Origin of the sequence: Nocardiopsis sp. FR4 (genome assembly GCF_009830945.1) — a bacterium.
In the GTDB taxonomy this organism is placed as follows: Bacteria; Actinomycetota; Actinomycetes; order Streptosporangiales; family Streptosporangiaceae; genus Nocardiopsis.
Genome location: NZ_ML776454.1, coordinates 349,656 through 369,893, shown reverse-complemented (window position 1 = coordinate 369,893; position 20,238 = coordinate 349,656). Strand labels below are relative to the sequence as shown.

17 protein-coding genes are annotated in these 20,238 nt (G+C 72.5%); 10 read left to right on the top strand and 7 right to left on the bottom strand.

Going from position 1 to position 20,238, the window contains the following annotated elements; translation table 11 throughout:
* Positions 1 to 81 precede the first annotated feature (81 nt).
* The 4 genes from FYW95_RS01570 to FYW95_RS01555 all read left to right on the top strand — a co-directional run bounded on the left by FYW95_RS01570 (position 82) and on the right by FYW95_RS01555 (position 4,302).
* On the top strand, positions 82 to 879 hold the full coding sequence (locus tag FYW95_RS01570) for a hydroxypyruvate isomerase family protein (protein WP_159939933.1): 798 nt from the start codon (positions 82 to 84) through the stop codon (positions 877 to 879).
* Between the two features lie 116 nt (positions 880 to 995).
* A complete protein-coding gene (locus FYW95_RS01565) occupies positions 996 to 1,877 on the top strand; it encodes a 2-hydroxy-3-oxopropionate reductase (RefSeq protein WP_159939935.1) in 882 nt (293 codons plus the stop codon).
* A 112-nt stretch (positions 1,878 to 1,989) separates the two neighbouring features.
* Positions 1,990 to 3,705 (top strand): glyoxylate carboligase, encoded by a 1,716-nt coding sequence (gene gcl, locus FYW95_RS01560; RefSeq protein WP_159939937.1) that lies wholly within the window; start codon positions 1,990 to 1,992, stop codon positions 3,703 to 3,705.
* 246 nt (positions 3,706 to 3,951) lie between these two features.
* Positions 3,952 to 4,302, top strand: a complete 351-nt coding sequence (locus FYW95_RS01555; RefSeq protein ID WP_159939939.1) for a hypothetical protein — start codon at positions 3,952 to 3,954, stop codon at positions 4,300 to 4,302.
* A 42-nt stretch (positions 4,303 to 4,344) separates the two neighbouring features.
* On the opposite strand, the gene FYW95_RS01550 is transcribed toward FYW95_RS01555, so the two are convergent.
* On the bottom strand, positions 4,345 to 5,619 hold the full coding sequence (locus tag FYW95_RS01550) for a M14 family metallopeptidase (RefSeq protein ID WP_159940070.1): 1,275 nt from the start codon (positions 5,617 to 5,619) through the stop codon (positions 4,345 to 4,347).
* A 1,090-nt stretch (positions 5,620 to 6,709) separates the two neighbouring features.
* Between FYW95_RS01550 and leuA the strand changes: the two genes are divergently transcribed.
* The gene (leuA, locus tag FYW95_RS01545) at positions 6,710 to 8,410 is read left to right on the top strand and encodes a 2-isopropylmalate synthase (protein ID WP_160049892.1); all 1,701 of its coding nucleotides are present in this window, start codon (positions 6,710 to 6,712) and stop codon (positions 8,408 to 8,410) included.
* Between the two features lie 50 nt (positions 8,411 to 8,460).
* On the opposite strand, the gene FYW95_RS01540 is transcribed toward leuA, so the two are convergent.
* Positions 8,461 to 9,171 (bottom strand): DUF2625 domain-containing protein, encoded by a 711-nt coding sequence (locus FYW95_RS01540; protein WP_159939943.1) that lies wholly within the window; start codon positions 9,169 to 9,171, stop codon positions 8,461 to 8,463.
* Between the two features lie 85 nt (positions 9,172 to 9,256).
* Positions 9,257 to 10,093 (bottom strand): CAP domain-containing protein, encoded by an 837-nt coding sequence (locus tag FYW95_RS01535; RefSeq protein ID WP_159939945.1) that lies wholly within the window; start codon positions 10,091 to 10,093, stop codon positions 9,257 to 9,259.
* Positions 10,094 to 10,272: 179 nt separating this feature from the next.
* On the opposite strand from FYW95_RS01535, the gene recO reads away from it, so the two are divergent.
* From recO to FYW95_RS01515, 4 genes are all read left to right on the top strand, one after another.
* On the top strand, positions 10,273 to 11,004 hold the full coding sequence (gene recO, locus FYW95_RS01530; RefSeq protein ID WP_160049891.1) for a DNA repair protein RecO: 732 nt from the start codon (positions 10,273 to 10,275) through the stop codon (positions 11,002 to 11,004).
* A complete protein-coding gene (locus tag FYW95_RS01525) occupies positions 11,001 to 11,819 on the top strand; it encodes an isoprenyl transferase (RefSeq protein ID WP_159939949.1) in 819 nt (272 codons plus the stop codon). Before recO ends, FYW95_RS01525 begins: the two co-directional genes overlap by 4 nt.
* A complete protein-coding gene (locus FYW95_RS01520) occupies positions 11,819 to 12,595 on the top strand; it encodes an SGNH/GDSL hydrolase family protein (RefSeq protein WP_236567578.1) in 777 nt (258 codons plus the stop codon). The genes FYW95_RS01525 and FYW95_RS01520 overlap by 1 nt, the downstream gene beginning before the upstream one ends.
* 75 nt (positions 12,596 to 12,670) lie before the next feature.
* Entirely contained in the window at positions 12,671 to 13,483 is an 813-nt protein-coding gene (locus tag FYW95_RS01515) for an SGNH/GDSL hydrolase family protein (RefSeq protein ID WP_236567579.1), read from the top strand.
* Between the two features lie 110 nt (positions 13,484 to 13,593).
* Here the strand turns inward: FYW95_RS01515 and FYW95_RS01510 are convergent, their stop codons facing one another.
* From FYW95_RS01510 to FYW95_RS01495, 4 genes are all read right to left on the bottom strand, one after another.
* Positions 13,594 to 13,968 carry a Fur family transcriptional regulator gene (locus FYW95_RS01510; RefSeq protein WP_159939951.1) on the bottom strand — a complete coding sequence of 125 codons (375 nt, stop codon included), beginning with the start codon at positions 13,966 to 13,968 and terminating at the stop codon, positions 13,594 to 13,596.
* Entirely contained in the window at positions 13,965 to 14,858 is an 894-nt protein-coding gene (locus tag FYW95_RS01505) for a metal ABC transporter permease (RefSeq protein ID WP_159939953.1), read from the bottom strand. The genes FYW95_RS01510 and FYW95_RS01505 overlap by 4 nt, the downstream gene beginning before the upstream one ends.
* Positions 14,851 to 15,687 (bottom strand): metal ABC transporter ATP-binding protein, encoded by an 837-nt coding sequence (locus FYW95_RS01500; RefSeq protein WP_159939955.1) that lies wholly within the window; start codon positions 15,685 to 15,687, stop codon positions 14,851 to 14,853. Before FYW95_RS01500 ends, FYW95_RS01505 begins: the two co-directional genes overlap by 8 nt.
* Before the next feature lie 128 nt (positions 15,688 to 15,815).
* Entirely contained in the window at positions 15,816 to 16,184 is a 369-nt protein-coding gene (locus FYW95_RS01495) for a DUF6703 family protein (protein ID WP_159939957.1), read from the bottom strand.
* Positions 16,185 to 16,489: 305 nt separating this feature from the next.
* Between FYW95_RS01495 and FYW95_RS01490 the strand changes: the two genes are divergently transcribed.
* Positions 16,490 to 20,155 (top strand): CDP-glycerol glycerophosphotransferase family protein, encoded by a 3,666-nt coding sequence (locus FYW95_RS01490; RefSeq protein WP_159939959.1) that lies wholly within the window; start codon positions 16,490 to 16,492, stop codon positions 20,153 to 20,155.
* Positions 20,156 to 20,238: the final 83 nt, after the last annotated feature.

Here is a 20,238-nt window from a genome sequence, read left to right as displayed (position 1 = left end):
GGCGGTGCGCCGCACACTTCAATCATTCCTTAAAGCGAAATCTACTTTCCGCAATGTGGAAGTAGAAGCTGGAGGCAAGGTATGAGCCACACCCTCGGATACACGGTGAACTGCTCGCTGCTGTTCACCGAGCTCCCGCTGCACGAGCGCCCACGGGCCGCGCGTGAGGCGGGCTTCGAGGCCGTCGAGTTCTGGTGGCCCTTCGCGAGTCCGATCCCGCCCCAGGACGAGGTGGACGGTTTCGTCAAGGCCCTGGACCGGGCCGGAGTCCGCCTCACCGGCCTCAACTTCTTCGCGGGCGAGCTGCCCGGCCCCGACCGGGGCGTGCTCTCGCACCCCGCGCGCCGCGACGAGTTCCGGGCCAACATCGACGCCGTGGTGCGCATCGCCGAGCGCACCGGCACCACCGGGTTCAACGCCCTCTACGGACTGCGCCAGCCCGGGGTCGACTTCGACGAACAGGACCGGACCGCCCTGGAGAACACCCTCGCCGCCGCGCGCGCGGTGGCCCGGGTGGGCGGCACCGTCCTCGTCGAGCCCATCAGCGGCGCCGAGAGCTACCCGCTCAAGACGGCCGCGGACGGTCTCGCGTTCGTCGCCCTGGCCCGCGAGGCCGGGGCCGACAACGTCGCCCTGCTCGCGGACCTGTACCACCTCGTGGTCAACGGCGACGACGTGGCCGCCGTGATCCGCGACCACGCCGCCGAGTTCGGGCACGTCCAGATCGCCGACACCCCCGGCCGCGGGGAGCCCGGCAGCGGACGCCTGCCCATCGACACCCTGCTCGGCGCCGCCCAGGAGGCGGGCTACGAGGGGTTCGTCGGACTGGAGTACAAGCCCACCGTCGCCAGCGAGAAGAGCTTCGGCTGGCTCGCCTGAACCGTTCGCGGAGTGAGCCCTCCGCGCCGCGGAGCCAGCCGCACGGGCGCCCGAGCCGGCCCGCGCACACCATCCACACCGGCCACCGAGCCGCACCAGCCACGAAGGGGACCCACGTGTCCGTCAAGAAGATCGCCTTCATCGGCCTCGGCATCATGGGCCTGCCCATGGCCGTCAACCTCGTCCGCGCCGGGTACACCGTCACCGGCCACAACCTCACCCCCGACCGCGTCGACGCCCTGGTCGCCGAGGGCGGCCTGCGCGGGGGCGGCGTCGCCGGCGCCGTCGCCGACGCCGACGTCGTCATCACCATGGTCCCGGACTCCCCGGACGTGCGGGAGCTCCTGCTCGGCGAGGGCGGCGTCTACGACAACGCCAAGCCCGGCACCCTGGTCATCGACATGAGCAGCATCCGCCCCGACGTCTCCCGCGAGGTGGCCGAGGCCGGAACCGCGCGCGGCCTGCGCGTCCTGGACGCCCCCGTCAGCGGCGGCGAGGCCGGGGCCATCGAGGCCAAGCTCTCCATCATGGTCGGCGGCGAGCGGGAGGACTTCGAGACGGCCCGCCCGATCTTCGACGTCCTGGGCACCACCCCCGTCCTGGTCGGCCCGCACGGCGCGGGCCAGACGGTCAAGGCCGCCAACCAGCTCATCGTCGCGGGCAACATCCAGCTCCTGGCCGAGGCCCTGGTGTTCCTGGAGGCCCACGGCGTGGACACCGAGTCCGCCCTGGAGGTCCTGGGCGGCGGGCTCGCGGGCAGCACCGTCCTCCAGCGCAAGGGGAGGGCCATGCGCGAGCGCGACTTCGCGCCCGGCTTCCGCATCGCCCTGCACGACAAGGACATGCGCATCGTCACCGACTCCGCGCACGCCGCCGGGGTCGCCATCCCGCTCGGCGCGCAGGTGGCGCAGTACGTCGCGGCGCTCAAGAACCAGGGCCACGGCTCACTCGACCACTCCGCCCTGCTGAAGATCGTCGAGCAGCTCTCCGGCCGGTAGCCGCCTCCCCCCGCGGCACCCGCGCCCGCGTCCCCGGTGTTGGCCGCACCCGGGACAGACGAGGCGGGGCCGCCCCAGACCAGCACCCCTAGCACTGAAGGGTTCCCTTCCCATGCCACAGATGCCCGCGATGAACGCGGTCGTGGAGGTCCTCAAGGACGAGGGCGTCGACACCGCCTTCGGATGTCCCGGAGCGGCCATCCTGCCCCTCTACAAGGCGATGGAACAGGTCGGCGGTATCGAGCACCTGACCGTGCGCCACGAGGAGGGCGCCACGCACATGGCCGACGGCTGGTCGCGCACCACCGGCAAGGTCGGCGTGGCCATCGGCACCTCCGGTCCCGCCGGGACCAACATGATCACCGGCCTGTACACGGCCATCGCGGACTCCGTCCCGATCGTGTGCATCACCGGCCAGCAGCGCACCGACCTGCTGGACAAGGAGGGCTTCCAGGCGGTCGACATCGTCGAGATCGCCAAGCCCGTCACCAAGTGGGCCGTCCAGATCAAGGAGGCCGCCACCGCCCCCTGGATCTTCCGCGAGGCGTTCCGGATCGCCCGGGAGGGCCGTCCCGGGCCGGTGCTGGTGGACATCCCGGTGGACATCGCCCAGCAGATGATCGACTACGACCCCACCATCGACGCCCCGCTCAAGGTCAACACCGTCGAGCCGCACCTTCCCCGGGTCGAGCGCGCCCTGGACCTGCTGCTGGAGGCCCGGCGCCCGCTGATCCTGGCGGGCGGCGGCGTGATCCTGGCCGAGGCCTCCGAGGAATTGCGCGAGCTGGCCGAGTACCTCCAGGTGCCGGTGCAGGTCACACTCATGGGCAAGGGCTCCTTCGACGAGGACTCGCCCCTGTACTCCGGTATGACCGGCGTGCAGACCTCCCAGCGCTACGGCAACGCCTCCTTCCTGGAGTCGGACCTGGTCCTGGCCGTGGGCGCCCGGTTCGCCGACCGCCACACCGGCCAGATCGACGTCTACCGGGGCGAGCGCACGTTCATCCACGTCGACATCGAGGCCACCCAGATCGGCCGGGTCTTCGAACCGGACCTGGGCGTGGTCTCCGACGCCCGGCTGTTCCTGCGCGAACTGCTGGCGGCGGCCCGCCGTCGCGGCGCCACGGCCGACGTGCGGCCCTGGATCGACCGGATCGGCGAGCTCAAGGCCACCCTGACCCGCCGCGAGGACTTCGACACGGTCCCGGTCAAGGCGCCGCGCGTGTACAAGGAGATCAACGAGGTCTTCGGCCCCGACACCTACTTCGTCACCGCGATCGGCCTCTACCAGATCTGGGGCGGCCAGCACCAGAAGGCCTACAAGCCCCGCCACTACCAGATCTGCGGCCAGGCGGGCCCGCTCGGCTGGGAGATCCCCGCCGCGATCGGCGTCAAGAAGGCCCTCAAGGACACCGAGCCGGACGCCGAGGTGGTCGGCATCGTCGGCGACTACGGGTTCCAGTACATGGTCGAGGAATTGGCGGTCGCCGCCCAGTACGACGTTCCCTACGTCATCATCATGCTCAACAACGAGTACCTGGGCCTGATCCGCCAGGCCTCGATCCCGTTCGACATGAACTACCAGGTGGACATCCACTACGACGAGTACGGCACCGACAACGTCAAGCTCATGGAGGCCTACGGGTGCTCCGGGCGGCGCGTGTGGGAGCCGGGGGAGATCCGCGAGTCCCTGGAGTGGGCCCGCAAGCAGGCCCAGGCCACCTCGCGGCCGGTGCTCGTGGAGATCATGATCGAGCGTGAGGCCAACACGCCGCACGGCCCCGCGATCGACGCGGTGAAGGAGTTCGAGCCGGCCCCCGGCGCCTGACCCGCCTCCGAACGGCCCCGGGCGGGAAGGCCACCGCCGTCGGCGGTCCGCCCGGGGGCTCCCGTGGCCCGTGGCGCCCCCGGGAGCCGATGAACCCCCCGTTACTGGGTTGTGTCCGTAGTGTGGCGTGACGTGGGTTTTCTCCGGAACGCACCTGGGGAAACGTGGAGGGACGTGGACGGCGGGACCGCCCGTCAGGGAGCGGGACACCGGGCCCGTCGTCGGCACTCCGGGAAGTTGGCAAGCATGACCCCCCACGCGCGTATGCTCTCCGCGGCCGCACTTGCGGCCGCCGCGCTCACCTCCGCCGCCTGCTCCCCCCAGGGCGGGTCCGAGGAGGAGTTCCACCGACTGCTCACCGACAGCGGGCTCCCCGGCGGGGAGTTCCGGATCACGGCCCCCGACTCAGACGGGTACTGGTGGGCCACCTACGAGGCCACCGAGGACTGCCAGCTGCAGTTCAAGTGGGACGGAAGTTCCTCCGCGGTGCTCTACGGCGCCCACACGGGCGGCTACCTCCGCGAGGCCCCCGAGGAGACCTACGTGGAGGACTTCGGCGCCGACGCCGTGCGCCGGGCCTGCGAGGGCGAGTTCTGACCGGGCCCCGGACCCGGGCCGCCGCCCGGGTCCGGGGCGGGCTCAGCCGCAGTAGGCGGCCTGGGCGCCGACGATCCGGTAGGGGCAGTCCGCGTAGTCCAGCAGGCGCAGCACGGCCTCCCGGTTGCGCGCGGTCTCCCGCGCGATCACCGACGAGGGCGGGTAGAAGCCGCCCCCGGCGGCGCTGCGGGGGTACATCTCGTACGTGAAGTTCACGATCCGCTGGTCGCCCCACAGCCAGTCGCTGATCGACCCGTCGGTGATGTACAGGTCGCTGGACTGCTGGGGGGTGTAGCCGTTGGCCTGGGCCATGTGCCGGCCCAGCGCCGCGTGGGTGCGGTACTCGGTCCGGTCCATCCCGTTCACGACGTCGCTGTAGGTGTAGCCGAACGGCCACAGGACGAGCTCGCTGTAGGTGTGGAAGTCGATGGCCGTGGTGATCTGCTGCTCGCCGCCGACCACCCGGCCGCGCACGAAGTCGGCGATCACCCGCACCTCGGGGGCGGACTCGGGGGCCGGGCCCCGGTAGGTGATGCTGCTGGGGCTGCCGGAGGACCCGCCGCAGCAGCCCCACCGGTAGTCCCAGTTGCGGTTGAGGTCGGTGCCCACCGCGGAGGAACCGGCGTTGGGCTGGCGGTTCTTGCGCCAGTTGCGCCAGGTGGAGCCCGCCATGTCGTACTCGCTGCCGTCGGGGTTGACGTTGGGCAGGATCCAGATCTCGCGGTCCTGGACCAGCCGGGTGATCCGGGCGTCGCTGCCGTACCCGTCGGTGAGCTGGCGCATCAGGTAGACGGCCATCTCCACGGTGAGGTGCTCGCGCGCGTGCTGGGCGTGGACGAACAGCACCTCGGGCTCGTCCTCGTCCACGCGCACGTTGTCGCTGATCTTGACCGCGACCAGGTCCCGGCCCTCGTGGGAGCGCCCGATGACCGACCTCGACGCGATGCCGGGGTGGTCGGCCACCACCTGGTTGACGACGCCGAGCAGCTCGGCGTAGGTGGTGTAGCCCTCATCGGGGCTGGCGAGGGTGGTCACCGGGTCGAACTCCTCGACGCCGTAGCCGAGGAGTTCGAGCTCCTCCGCGTCGTCGGGCGTGGCGGTGACCAGGACCGAGCCGCCGTCGACCTGGTCGATGGCGGCCCCGGTGGACGCGATCTCCGTGCGGTCCCGGGCGTTGTCGGCCCCGTGGACCTCGTAGCGGTCATAGGCCGGTTCGGCGGTGGCGGTGCTGGCGGTCAGCGTGCTCAGCACGAGCGCGCCCACGGTCGCGGGCACGAGTGTGACGAGGGTTCTGCGTAGGGGGGTGAGGGACACGATGCCTCCGTAAGCGGGGGTGAGGCGTCGGATAGGTGGCGTTATTGCACGAGAAAGCCGCACATACTGTCAATATGGCTAACTTTCTGTCACTGGCGTGGCGAAGTGACTTGTTTAGCGCGCACGCCAGGTGAAGCCCGCTTTGCCCGCGCGCACCCGTGCCGCCCCCGTGGCCGGATGTGGCCACGGGGGCGCAGGAGGAGGGGCCCTCTCCCGGTGCAGACTCCGGACTGGGGATCGACGCGACGCGTTCTCCGCTCGGTCACACGTGCGATGGTTTCGAGGCCGCTGTCGCGGTGCAGCAGTGTGGGTCCGCGAAGTTCGGCACAGGCGGCCACCACGAGGTCCACAGGACCGGCGCCGCGGTGCTCGCCACGGGAGGTGGGGATGCGCTGAACCTCCCACGCTCGTCGGTGGTCTCCGTCGTCCGTCTCGACGGGGAGCGGCATCCTGTTGAGCGGAGACACGATGCGGTTGCGATGACTGGTGGACCGGGCGCTGTACGGGAACTCCAGTTCGGTGAGGGGGCAGACGGCGACAACCCCGCTCACCGGGGCGTCCTCCCACCCAGGGGAACCCGGGTGCCCGAAGACCCGGACAGAGCGCTCGTGTCGATGAGGTAGCGGGCTGGGCCCATCGGCTGGCGGGCGGGAACGAGAAACCCCGCCGACGGGACCGGCCCGGCCGCGGACGCGCTGTAGGCGGGTCCCGCGGCGGCCTCGGGCGTTGGCCGCACCCTGGGCCCCGTCGACGGGGTCTTGAACAACCCCCCTAGCACTGAAGGGTTCACTGAAAATGGTACAGACCTGTCCGGGGTCTCTTGAAATCGAGGTACCCGTAAGCGGGAGGCGGGTGGTGGCCGACCTCACGCTCCGGAGAACTTCCAGCTCAGCGAGGTCGCGTCCCACAATGTGGGCGTGAGGTACCAGGTTTTCGCGGCGGTCTGCTAGCGTGGCCACCACTATGCTGCGCGAGCTGCTCCTCCTTAGCGGCCGCGGCGGGGGTCGTTAGAAGGTCGGCTCCCTCGCCGCGGGACTTTGGCTTGTCCTGGTCGACCATGACCACGCGCCAGAACCACGAGGAGTAACCCGAGATGGTGCCGCAGCAACAGCCCAGCCCCATGCCCTTCCAGCGCTACGCGCCCTTCGCGCCGGTGGACCTGCCCGACCGCACCTGGCCCTCGAAGACCATCACCGAGGCACCGCGCTGGCTGTCCACCGACCTGCGCGACGGCAACCAGGCGCTGATCGAGCCGATGGACGCGGTACGCAAACGCGAGATGTTCCAGCTGCTGGTCCGCATGGGCTACAAGGAGATCGAGGTCGGCTTCCCCTCCGCGAGCCAGACCGACTTCGACTTCGTCCGATCCCTGATCGAAGGGGACCTGATCCCCGACGACGTGCAGATCTCGGTGCTGACCCAGGCCCGCGCGGACCTGATCGAGCGCACCGTGCAGAGCCTGGTCGGCGCCAGGCGCGCCACCGTGCACCTGTACAACGCCACCGCCCCCACCTTCCGCCGGGTCGTCTTCCGGGTGGACCGCGAGGCCTGCAAGGACATCGCCGTCGAGGGCACCCGGCAGGTCATGCGCTTCGCCGAGCAGTACCTGGGCGAGACCGAGTACTTCGGCTACGAGTACTCGCCCGAGATCTTCGTCGACACCGAGCTGGACTTCGCCCTGGAGGTCTGCGAGGCCGTCATGGACGTCTGGCGGCCCGGTCCGGGCCGGGAGATCATCCTCAACCTGCCCGCCACCGTGGAGCGCGCCACCCCCAACGTCTACGCCGACCAGATCGAGTGGATGAGCCGCAACCTGTCCCGGCGCGAGCACGTGGTGCTGTCCGTGCACCCGCACAACGACCGCGGCACCGGCGTGGCCTCGGCGGAACTGGCCGTCATGGCCGGGGCCGACCGCGTGGAGGGCTGCCTGTTCGGCCACGGCGAGCGCACCGGCAACGTCTGCCTGGTCACCCTGGGCATGAACCTGTTCAGCCAGGGCGTGGACCCCAAGATCGACTTCTCCGACATCGACGAGATCCGCCGCACCGTCGAGCACTGCACCCAGCTGCCGGTCGCCCCGCGCCACCCCTACGGCGGCGACCTGGTCTACACCGCCTTCTCCGGCTCCCACCAGGACGCCATCAAGAAGGGGTTCGCCGCGCGGGAGGAGGCGGCCGGGGCCGCCGGGACCCCGGTGGACGAGTACGGCTGGGACGTGCCCTACCTGCCCATCGACCCCAAGGACGTGGGCCGCAACTACGAGGCGGTCATCCGGGTCAACAGCCAGTCGGGCAAGGGTGGCGTGTCCTACATCATGCAGCGCGACCACGCCCTGGACCTGCCGCGCCGCCTGCAGATCGAGTTCTCCCAGGTCATCCAGAAGTTCACCGACGCCGAGGGCGGCGAGTTCGCCGCCGAGCGCATCTGGGAGATCTTCTCCCAGACCTACCTGTCCGAGGCGGGCCCGGTGGCGGTGCTGGCGCACCGCTCCACGACCGACGGCGAGGGCACGTACCGGATCGAGGCCGACGTGCGGGTGCGGGGCGAGATCCGCGAGCTGACCGGTACCGGCAACGGCCCCATCTCCGCGTTCTGCGACGCCCTGACCGACGTGGACGTCAAGGTCCGGGTCATGGACTACGTGGAGCACTCCATGGGCGGTGACGGCGACGCCCGCGCCGCCGCCTACGTGGAGGCCGAGATCGACGGCCGCGTGGTGTGGGGCGTGGGCATCCACAGCAGCATCACGACCGCCTCGCTGAAGGCCCTGTGCAGCGCGATCGGCCGCGCCTGACCCCTGCCGCGCGTCGGTGACCCGCCGCCCCGGGGCGGCGGGTCACCGTTTCACAGCAGACCGAAGGGGCCGGGGTCGGGCAGGCCGAGCCCCGCGCACGCCTCCCGGTGCACAGCGGTCAGCTCCCGCAGCGGCACCGGAGCGCGGGTGGTCGCCGCGAGGTCCTCCCGGGTCCGGGCCGACCACGGGAAGGGGTACAGGGCCAGCCCCTGCGCCGGCTCCAACGCCTCGGCCTCCCGGCGCCAGCCCGGCCAGCGCAGGTCGCGGTAGAACTCCTCCAGGCTGCCCTCCAACATCCACAGCATCCAGGCGGAGTAGGTCAGGCCCAGGTCCTCCCACTCCAGGGTGTCGGGGGCGAAGTAGACCATCTCGCCGGGCCTGCCGGGGTGCTCCGCGCCCTCGGCGCCGGGCCCGTTGAGCGCGAACACCCCGCCCAGCACGTCGTGGGCGGTCACCAGGCGCGGGGGCGGCCCGTAGACCACCGCCGCGCTCAGGTCGTTGACCTCGCCCAGGCCGGGCAGGTGCGCTCCTCCGCCGCCGTGCACGCGGAGCCAGCCGCCGTCCACGAGCAGGCCGCCGCACTCCAGCGCCATCGCGCCCAGGAAGGAACGCGCGGTGACCTGGAGGCGGTGCAGGCAGGTCCGGCCCCGTTCGGGGTCCACGGGCAGCACGCGCACCGCAACCCCGCTCCGGGCCAGGTGCCGGGACAGCACGGGCCAGGCGGGCTCCGCCACATCGACCAGCTCGTTCAGCTCACGCATGGACACCTTCCGTCGGAACGCGGGGGACCGCGGCGACGGCCAAGGCTACCGGTCGGTCCCGACGCGTTCGGCCCGAGCGCCGGAATTACTCCCAGCCGAACATCTGGGTCCAGGCGTTGCCGGACTCGCCCACGCCGATGGCGACCAGGTCGCAGTTGAGGATGTTGGCGCGGTGCCCCTCGCTGTTCATCCAGGCGTTCATCACCTGCTCGGGGCTGGTCTGCCCCTTGGCGACGTTCTCCGCGCCCCAGGCGTCGTAGCCGTGGCGGCGGGCGCGGTCCCCCGGGCCCTCTCCCTCGGGGCTCTGGTGGCTCATGTAGTCGCGCCGGTCCATGTCCTCGCTGTGCTCCTGGGACGCGGCGGTGAGCCGGTCGTCCACCCGCAGCGGGTCGCACCCGGCCGCGGCGCGCTCGGAGTTGACCAGGGTCACGACCCGGCCGGCCACCCCGGTGGAGGACCCGACGCCCCCGGAGTTTGCGCCGCCCGAGCCGCCTCCGTTCCCGGAGCCGCCGCCTCCGCTGCCGTCGCCGGATCCGCCGCCCGCGCTGGAGCCGCCTCCGTTCCCGGAGTCCTCCGTCTCCCGCTCCTCGGGGTCCTCGGGCAGGGAGGAGGCCGTCACGTCCGCGCTCTCGGGCTCTCCGGCGTAGGAGGAGGGCCGCTCGGCCGGGGTCTGGGGTGAGGGGGAGGGCCGGGCGAAGAAGTCGTCCTCGGTGGGGCTGGGCGCGGACGACTCCCCGGTGACCGCGTCACCGATCTGGCCGTCCGCGGTGGTGCGGAAGGGGTCGAGGTCCTCGCCCGCCCCGCTGACCAGCAGGGCGGCGGCCACGGCCAGACCGACCGGTACCGCGGTCAGGCCGGCCGCCAGGGGCGCCCTGCTCCCGCGCCGCCTCGAGCGGCGCCTGCCTCGGCGACCACGCGCCATGTCGCTCTCCTTGGATCGGGGGCACCGCGATGACGCGGTGTGAGGGGTGTGGCGCTGTGGGGGCGCCTAGCGCGTGAGAGTAGAGCAAATGCCTCGAAAAGGGAAACCAAACTGTAATAAAGCTGGTCAATGTGGGACTCGCGGGGCCAACGGTCCGCAGGATCCGCGACAATGGGGGCGTGAGTCTCTACCGCGACGAGGGTGTCGTCCTGCGCAACCAGAAACTGGGTGAGGCCGACCGCATCGTCACCCTCCTCACCCGGCGCACCGGCCTGGTCCGCGCCGTGGGCAAGGGGGTGCGCCGTACCAAGTCGCGGTTCGGCGCCCGCCTGGAACCGTGCACCCACGTCGACCTGCAGCTGCACACCGGCCGCACCCTGGACGTCATCACGCAGGCCGAGACGGTGCGCTCCTACGGCGAGGCCGTGGTGTCCGACTACGCCCGCTACACGGCCGCCACGGCGATGCTGGAGACCGCCGAGAAGATCGTGGCCGTGGAGAAGGACCCCGCGCTGCGCCAGTTCCTCCTGCTCATCGGCGCCCTGCGTACCCTGGGTGAGGGCAGCCACGACTCCCGGCTGGTGCTGGACGCCTACCTGCTGCGCTCGCTCGCCGTCGCGGGGTACGCCCCGTCGCTGGCCGAGTGCGCCCGCTGCGGCAGCCGCGGGGAACACCGCGCGTTCGCGGTCCACGCCGGAGGTATGGTCTGCTCGGTGTGCCGCCCGCACGGCTCCGTACACCCGTCCCCGGACACGCTCCGGCTCATGTCGGCCCTGCTCGGAGGGGACTGGGACGGCGCGGACGCCAGCGAGGGCAGGCACCGCTCCGAGTGCAGCGGGTTGGTCGCGGCCTACCTGCAGTGGCACCTGGAGAACGGAATCCGATCACTGCGCCACGTGGAGCGTTCTTGAGCCTGTTCAGCTTCGACACCGGTAAACGGCGGGAGTACACCGCGCCCGTCCCGCACCCCAGCGGCGCGCGGCCCCCCGAGCTTCCCGCCGACCTGGTGCCCCGGCACGTGGCCGTGGTCATGGACGGCAACGGCCGCTGGGCCAAGGAGCGCGGCCTGGCGCGCACCGAGGGGCACAAGGCCGGGGAGTCCTCGCTCTTCGACGTGATCGAGGGCGCACTGGAGCTGGGCATCCCCAACCTGTCCGCCTACGCCTTCTCCACCGAGAACTGGAAGCGCTCGCCGGACGAGGTGCGCTTCCTCATGGGCTTCAACCGCGACACCATCCGCAGGCGCCGCGACGAGCTGCACGCCCGGGGCGTGCGCGTCAGGTGGGCCGGACGCGCGGGACGGCTGTGGAAGAGCGTCATCCGCGAGCTCCAGGACGCCGAGGAGATGACCAGGGACAACACGGCGATGACCCTGCAGTTCTGCGTGAACTACGGCGGGCAGGCCGAGATCGTCGACGCCGCCCGCGCGCTGGCGCGCAAGGCCGCGGCCGGTCAGATCTCGCCGGACAAGATCACCGAGAACACCCTGGCCCAGCACCTGTACGCCCCCGAGGTGCCCCCGGTGGACCTGTTCGTGCGCTCCTCCGGCGAGCAGCGCACGTCCAACTTCCTGCTGTGGCAGTCCGCCTACGCCGAGTTCGTGTTCCTGGACACGCTCTGGCCCGACTTCGACCGGCGCGACCTGTGGCGCGCGTGCGAGGTCTACGCGAGCCGGGACCGGCGTTACGGCGGTGCCGTGCCCAACCCCGTGAAGGAGGAGAAGTGATGGAGCTGCGGCAGGGGATGTCCCTGGTGTCAGTGGGGGACAGCTTCACCGAGGGCGTGGGCGACCCCCGCCCCGAGGGCGGCTTCCGCGGCTGGGCGGACCGGGTGGCCGAGCACCTGGCCGATCACCTGGGCGAGATCCGCTACGCCAACCTGGCGGTGCGCGGCAAGCTCATGCGCCAGATCGTCACCGACCAGGTCCCGCCCGCCCTGGCGATGTCCCCGGACCTGGTCACGCTGAGCGCGGGCGGCAACGACCTGCTGCGGCCGGGCGGCGACCCGGAGCGGATGGCCAGGGTGCTGGACGCCACCGTCCGCCGCCTGCGGAAGGCCGGCAGCCAGGTCGTGCTCTTCACGGGGGTGAACATCTCCACGGGCTACATGCGCGGCACCATCGGCCTGTTCGCCCGCTACTACATGCACGTGCGGGCCATCGCCGACCGGCACGGCTGCCTCCTCGTGGACCAGTGGCCGATGACGGTGCTCACCGACCCCCGGGCCTGGGACGCCGACCGGCTGCACATGTCCCCGGAGGGCCACCGGCGCCTGGCGCTGCGCGTGGCCGAGGTGCTGGGCGTGCCGGTGACCGAGCGCTGGGACGAGCCCTGGCCCGAGCGCGAGCGGGTCACCTGGGCGCGGGCGCGCCGCGAGGACCTGGTGTGGGTGCGTGAGTCGCTCGGCCCGTGGATCGGCCGCCGCCTGACCGGGCGCTCCTCGGGGGACACGGTCACGGCCAAGCGCCCCGAGCTGACCCGGATCACCAAGGCCGGCGTGTGACGTAGCACCCAAAACGCCGCCGGGCATCAACCTACTGTCGCGTAACCACGGCGCTGGGTTGGATCATCGGGCACCATGAGCGGCTTTGGGATGAACTCCACGGACATCGTGTCCTACGTCGCCCTCGGCGACAGCTTCACCGAGGGAATGAGCGACCCCTACCCGGACAGCGGCAGCGTGCCCAACGGGCGCTACCGGGGCTGGGCGGACCGGCTGGCCGAGCACCTCGCCGAACACGTCGGCGAGGTGCGCTACGCCAACCTGGCGGTGCGCGGCAAGCTCATCGGCCAGATCGTGGCCGACCAGGTGCCCCGGGCGGTGGAGCTGTCCCCGGACCTGATCACCCTGTGCGCGGGCGGCAACGACATCCTGCGCCCGGGCAGCGACCCGGACGCGGTGGCCGTCGCCTTCGCCGGGGCCGTGGAGGAGCTCAGCCGCACCGGTGCGCGCATCGTCGTCTTCACCGGCTTCGACACCAACTGGCAGCCGGTCATGCGCCACCTGCGCGGCAAGATCGCCACGTACAACATGCACCTGCGCGCCATCGCGGACCGCTACGGCTGCGACGTGGTGGACGTGTGGAGCATGCGGGTCCTGGACGACCCCCGCGCCTGGAGCTGGGACCGGCTGCACCTGTCCGCGGAGGGGCACCGCCGGATGGCCCTGCGCGTGTGCGAGGTGCTCGGGGTGCCGGCGGAGGGCGGCTGGAACGAGCCCTGGCCGCCCGCGGAGGCGCGCCCCTGGCACGCCGCACGCCAGCAGGACCTGCACTGGGCGCGCGAGTTCCTGGTGCCGTGGATCGGCCGCCGCCTGACCGGGCGCTCCTCGGGTGACAACGTGAGCGCCAAGCGCCCCAGCCTGGAACCGCTGGACCTGCGCCGCGACTGACGCCTCCCGCCCCCGCCGATCCCGTAACCACAGCGCGATCGGGCGTCGGAACTCGCCACAAGTACGAGGTCACGCCAGGTGGGCGGGGGCGGGAGGCGCCGGGGCGGCGGTCAACGGGAGCAGTTGGCGCAGGTACCGAAGACCTCGACGGTGTGCGTGACGTCCCGGAAGCCGTGCTGGGCGCCCATCTCCGCGGCCCACTTCTCCACGGTCGGGCCCTCGATCTCCACGGCGGTCGCGCACACCCGGCACACGATGTGGTGGTGGTGGCTCTCGGTGTCGCACGCCCGGTAGACGGCCTCGCCGTCGTCGGTGCGCAGCACGTCCACCTCGCCGGAGTCGCTCAGCGCCTGCAGCGCCCGGTAGACGGTGGTGAGCCCGATCTTGGAACCCTCGGCACGCAGGTCCGCGTACAGGTCCTGGGCGCTGCGGAAGCCGGAGGACCCGGTCAGAGCCTGGCGTACCGCCTCGCGTCGTGTACTCATGGTGTCACCCTCCCCCGATCAGTCTGGGGCATCGTACCGGCAACGCCCGTCACGGGCGCTGCCGGGGACCTGCCCGCGGAGGCGCGGCGCAGCAGGCCGCCGACCGCGACCGCCACGCAGAAGACGGCCAGGGCGAGCACGACGATCGTCGCGCCCGGGGACAGGTCGGCGTAGAAGGACGTGGTCAGGCCGCCGACCGAGGACAGCAGCCCGATGAGGACGGCCAGCAGCATCGTCACCCGGAAGCTGCGGGTGAGCTGCTGGGCGGCGGCGACCGGGACGATCATCAGGGCGCTCACCATAAGCACCCCCACCACCCGCATCGCGATCACCACGGTCAGCGCGGCGGTCACCGCCAGCAGCACGCTCAGGAAGCGCACCGGCAGCCCGTGCGCCCGGGCCACCTCCTCGTCCTGGCACAGCACGAACAGTTCGCGGCCGAACACCGCCACCACGGCCGCCACCCCGGCGGCGAGCACGCCCACCACCCACAGGTCGGCCTCCTCCACCGTGCTCACCGAGCCGAACAGGTAGGAGACCAGCGTGGCGTTGCTCGCCCCGGGGGTGAGCCCGATGAGCAGCACCCCGCCCGCGATGCCGCCGTAGAAGAGCAGGGCCAGCGCCACGTCCCCGCTCGTGCGGGTGCGCACCCGCACGAGTTCGATGAGGACGGCGCCCAGTGTGGCCACCACGGCCGCGGTGAGGACGGGGGAGGTGCTGGTGAGCAGGCCCAGCGCCACCCCGGTCAGGGCGACGTGGCCGATCCCGTCGCCCAGCAGGGCCAGGCGCCGCTGGACCAGGTAGGTGCCGATGACCGGGGTGACCAGGCCGACGAGCACGGCCGCGATCAGCGCGCGGCGCATGAACTCGTAGTTGAGCAGCTCAGTCACGGCCGGGTACCTCGAGTCGGATCATCTCCGCGGCCGTGGTGGTGTCCGCGGAGTCGGGTGCGTTGGGGTCGGGGTGCGGGTGCTGGTGCTCGTGCCCGGGGCGCGCGCACTCGCCGGTGGGCTCGGGCGCGGCGCCGTCGTGCACCACGTGGCCCGCGTCCAGCACCACGGAGCGCTCGATCACGTCCTCCAGCGGGCCCAGTTCGTGCAGGACCAGGAGCACGGTGCTGCCGCGCTCGCGCAGCCGGGCGATGGTGTGCGCCAGTGCCCGCTGGTTCTCGGCGTCCACACCGGCCATGGGCTCGTCCATGACGAAGGTGTCGGGCCGTCCGGCCAGGGCGCGGGCGATGAGCACCCGCTGCTGCTGTCCGCCGGAGAGTTCGCGCACCGAGTGGCGGGCGCGGTCGGCCAGGCCCACGGTCTCCAGGGCCTCGTCGACGGCGGCCCGGTCGGCGCGGGTGGGCAGGGACAGGCGGCGGCGCGCGGCGACCCGGCCCGAGGCGACGATCTCGCGGACGGTGGCGGGCACGGCGCCCCCGGCGGTGAGCCGCTGGGGAACGTAGCCGATCCGGTGCCAGGAGCGGAACCGGCGCAGCGGTGCGCCGTGCACGCGGATCTCGCCGGAGGTCAGGGGCGCGACGCCGAGCATCGCGCGCATGAGGGTCGACTTGCCCGAACCGTTGGGGCCCAGGACGGCCACGGTCTGCCCCGTGGGGATGGTGAGGTCGACACCGTCGAGCACGGGGACCCCGTCGTAGGCGACGCGTGCGTCGACGACCTGGAAGGCGGGAGGTACGTCGCCGGGGACGTCCGTGAACTGGTCAGACACTGCCCCATTATCGCGAAAACGAAAATGGTTGTCAAAAATGGGCCGATCGGCGGATCCGGGATCGGCGCGGTGCCGGCTCCCGGGGCCGAAGGGGTCGACGGCGCCGGGCCGGCGGGGTGCGGGGGCGTTCAGTAGCCCAGGACGCGCGCCACCGTCAGCACCACGAGGACCGCCACCACCAGCACGCGCGGTGTCCGCTGCTGCGCGGTGAGGGAGGGCCAGGTCAGGAAGGCCAGCCACGCCAGGAACAGCGCCACCAGCAGCAGGCACAGCGCCCCGACCGGGCCGGGCGCCATCAGCCCCGCCACGAACAGGACGCCCAGGAGCAGGGGGGCCAACCAGCGGGGGCGCTGGTGCAGCCACACCAGCGGCACCGCGCTGCGCTCCTCCACCGTCCGGCGCAGTCTCCCCGCGCCCGGTGTCCGCGGGAGGTCCCCCCCGGGGAGGGGACGCCCCTGTTCTCGCCGCTTCTCGTCACCGTGCTCGGGAGGGGCCATGGTGTCCGTATCCGCTTCTGGTCCTGTGCCGCCGGGGCCGTGCTGTCTCGCCCTTGAACCCTAGTGCAGGAATCCGCCGGGATCCCTGCCCCCCGGGGTGGTACATTCCCTCCCCACCGGGGGGTCCAACTCCTTTCCCGCCGGGTGCCCCGCCACTTCCGCGACACGCGTGGCCGCCGGAGTATGGTCTACGCAGAGTAGTTGAACAATCACCCGCACTCCGGGGCGCCTGGCACCCGAGGCAAGTACCCAGAGTCATGCAACAGTCGCTCCACGCAATGAATCTTCGGAGGATGTCAGCTTCCGTGCCCGCCGCCACTGTCATCGTGACGTTCGACGTCACCGAGCCCCACCTGCAGCACTGCCTCGACTCCCTGGCCCGCCAGCGCGACGGCGACCCGGATCGCACCCCCGGCCCCGTCGAGGTCCTCCTCGCCCCGGTCCGCGACGGTGACCACCGCGCCCCCGCCGACGGCGGCGCGGACGCGGAGGACCGTCCCGCTGGGGAGAACCACACCCCGGAGGAGGACGGCCCCGGCGCGGGGGAGGCGGACGAGACCGCCGAACCCGTCCGCGAGGACGCCCTGGCCACCGCCGCCGCCTTCGCCGCCGCCCCGCCCCCCGGGCTCACCGTCCGCCCCCTGCCCCAGGAGCCCGCGCCCGACCGGCCCGCCGCGCGCGCCCGCGCCGCCGCCGCGGCCCGCGGCACCCACCTGCTCTTCCTCGACGGCTCCGACGCCCTGACCTGCTACGCCCTGGCCTACCTGCTGCGCAGCGCCGCCGACACCCGCTCCGACCTGGTGGTCGGCAACGTGTACACCTTCAACGAACTGGGAGCCTCCCCCTCCCGGGCGCACCGCCGCTACTGCGCCCGGCACCGCGTGGCCGAGGACCCCCGGAACGTACCCGCGCTGCTCGCGGACGGCGTCCTCGGCAACCGGCTCTGGCGCCGGGACTTCTGGGAGTCACTGCCCGACCGGTCCCTGGACCCCCGCGACGACGACCTCGCCCTGCGCCGGGCCGTGCTGTCCGCCGAGGCCGTCGACGTCCTGCCCGGCCCCGTGCTGCTCAGGCGCGCACGCGAGGCCGCCCGGCCGTCCCTGGACCGGGACGCGCTCACCCGCCGACTCACCGCCATGGGCGCCCTCGCCGCCAGCCTGTCCACCGCCGACCGCGAACTGTGGGACCGCACCCTGCTCCAGGGCGAGCTCCACCGGCTGCTGCTGCACCTGGACGACGCCGACGAGGAGGCCCGCGCGGCCGCCCTCGACCTGTTCGACGCCCACCTGGACCGCGTGCCCGCCCGGCTCCTGCGCGGCCTGGGCGTGCTGGACCGCCTCCTGTACCACCTGGTGCGCGCGCGGCGCCTGTCCGACGTGCTGGAGGTGGCCACCTTCGCCAAGAGCGTCGAGATCAAGAAGGCCGACGTCGTGCGCCGGGGCCTGGGCTACTACGTCCGCTACCCCTTCTTCGAGTCCGAGGACCCGGAGCGGGCGGTGCCCCGGGAGGTCTACCGGCTCGACGAGGAGCTCCGGGTCCGCCAGAAGACCGAGGACATCCGCTGGGAGAACGGCCGCCTGCACGTCAGCGGCCGGATCGGCATCCGCCACCTGCGCGCCCGCAAACGCTGGCAGCAGCACGTGGTCGCCTTCGCCGTCCACGCCTCCACCGGACGCCGGGTCCGCGTCCCCGTGCGCCTGCGGCTCGCCGCCGAGTACCGGCTGCCCGACGTCCCCGACGCCGCCCGCCACGACCACGGCGGGTTCACCGTCGTGGTCGACCCGCGCAGGCTGCGCTCCGGGGGCCGGTGGGAACCGGGGGACTGGAAACTGGAGCTGGTCGTCCTCAACCGGGGCATCACCCGGCGCAGAACCGTTTCGAACCCCGTCCCGGGGCCGACCGAGCGCCCCGGCTACCACCGGGTGGACGGGGACACGTGGGTGCGCCCGCACTGGAACCGGGACCGCCAGCTGGTGGTCGGCGTCGAACCGGTCCGGGCGCGCGTCACCGGGCACCGCTTCGACACCGGGAGCGGCGAGCTGGAGCTGGAGGGCGAACTGGTCGCCCCGCCCGCCGCCGAGGCCACCGCCCTGCGCCTGACCCGCCGCCCCGGCACCGCCGTGCTCACCCTTCCGGTCCGCGTCCGCGACGGCCGCTTCACCGCCCGGATCCGGGCCGAGGAGCTGTTCGAGCGCGCCGTCACCGAGTGCGGCGGGGTGATCCGCCAGGAGGAGTGGGAGGCCGACCTGGTCACCCCGGACGCGCGGGCCGTGCCGCTGGTCCTGCCGGACGGGGTGCCCACCGCCGGCTACGCCTCCGACGGCACGCACCGGGAGCTGGCCGTGCGGCGCGGCACCACCGGCCACCTGCGGCTGCGCGCCGGACACGCCCGGCCCCGGGTCGACCGGGCCGACTGGAGGGGGCGCGACCTGGTGTTGGAGGGGGACTTCCTCGCCGACGCCGGACTGGCCCTGGTGGCCCGGGCGCGCGGGCGCGACGAGGAGCACGCACTGGTCACCGAGCGCTCCGGTCGCCGCTTCACGGCCCGCCTGTCCCCGGCCGACGTCCCCACCCTGTCGGGTGAGCTGTCCCTGCCCGCGGGCTCCTACCAGCTGTGGGGGCGCGTCACCGACCCCGTGGCCGGGGGAGGGCCCGCCGACGCGGTCGGCACCACGGACGTGGGGGTGGAGTTCACCGAGGAGCTCATCGGCGCGCTGCCCGCGCAGATGCAGACCCGGGAGCGCGCCTACACCCTCTCCTACCAGGGGCGAGGCATCCCCGTGCTCCAGGTGGGCAGCGACCTGCGCCCCGCCGAGCGCGGCGCCTTCGCCCAGCGCGAGCTGCGGGAGGGCTTCTACCCCGCCCAGCGCCGCGAGCCGGTCGCCGAGGGCGTCCTCTTCGACGCCTACACCGGACGCCAGTACTCCGACAGCCCGCGCGGCATCCACGCCGAACTGCGCGGGCGCCCGGGCTGGGCCGACTACCCGATGTCGTGGCTGGTCGCCGACGGCCAGGTGCGCCTGCCCGGGGACCTCGTCCCCGTGCGCCACCGGGGCCGCGAGTACTACGAGGCCCTGGCCCGCACCCGCTACCTGGTGACCAACTCCCGGCAGCCCGCGTGGTTCCACCGCCGCCCCGACCAGGTGGTCGTGCAGACCTGGCACGGGTCGATGCTCAAGCGGATCGGCTTCGACGTGGCGAACATCCGCGGCAAGTCGCGCGACTACTTCGACAAGCTCGCCTGGGAGACCCGGCAGTGGGACTACCTGGTCTCGCCCAGCCCGTGGGCCACCCCGATCCTGCGCAGCGCCTTCCGCTTCGAGGGCGAGATCCTGGAGACCGGCTACCCGCGCAACGACATCTTCTTCGCTCCCGACCGGGAGGCCGTCGCCGAGCGAGCCCGTGCGCGGCTGGGCCTGCCCGAGGGGAAGAAGGTCGTGCTCTACGCCCCCACCTGGCGCGACGACAAGTACTACTCGCGCGGCAGGCACAAGCTCGACCTGCACCTGGACCTGCGCCGCATGTACGACAAGCTCGGCGGGGACCACGTGCTGCTGGTGCGCCGCCACCCGCGCGTGGTCGACAGCGTGCCGATCGTGGGGGAGGGCTTCGTGTACGACGTGTCCCTGTACCCGGAGATCATGGAGCTGTTCCTGGTCACCGACGTGCTCGTCACCGACTACTCCTCGATGATGTTCGACTTCGCCAACACCGGCCGCCCGATGCTCTTCTTCACCTACGACCTGGAGAGCTACCGCGACAACCTGCGCGGGTTCTACTTCGACTTCGAGGAGACCGCGCCGGGGCCGCTGCTGACCGAGTCCGACCAGGTCGTCTCCGCGCTGCTGGAGATCGACGAGGTGGCCGCGCGCAGCCGGGACTCCTACCGGGCCTTCGTCGAGCGGTTCTGCCCGCTCGACGACGGACGCGCCGCCCAACGGGTGGTGGACCGGGTCTTCGGCCGGGGCTGACCGGCCCGGAGGCGCCGTCGCGGGCGCGACCGCGCCTCCGGGCGGGGCGCGGTCCTGCGGGCAACCGTTCGGAGATCCCGGGC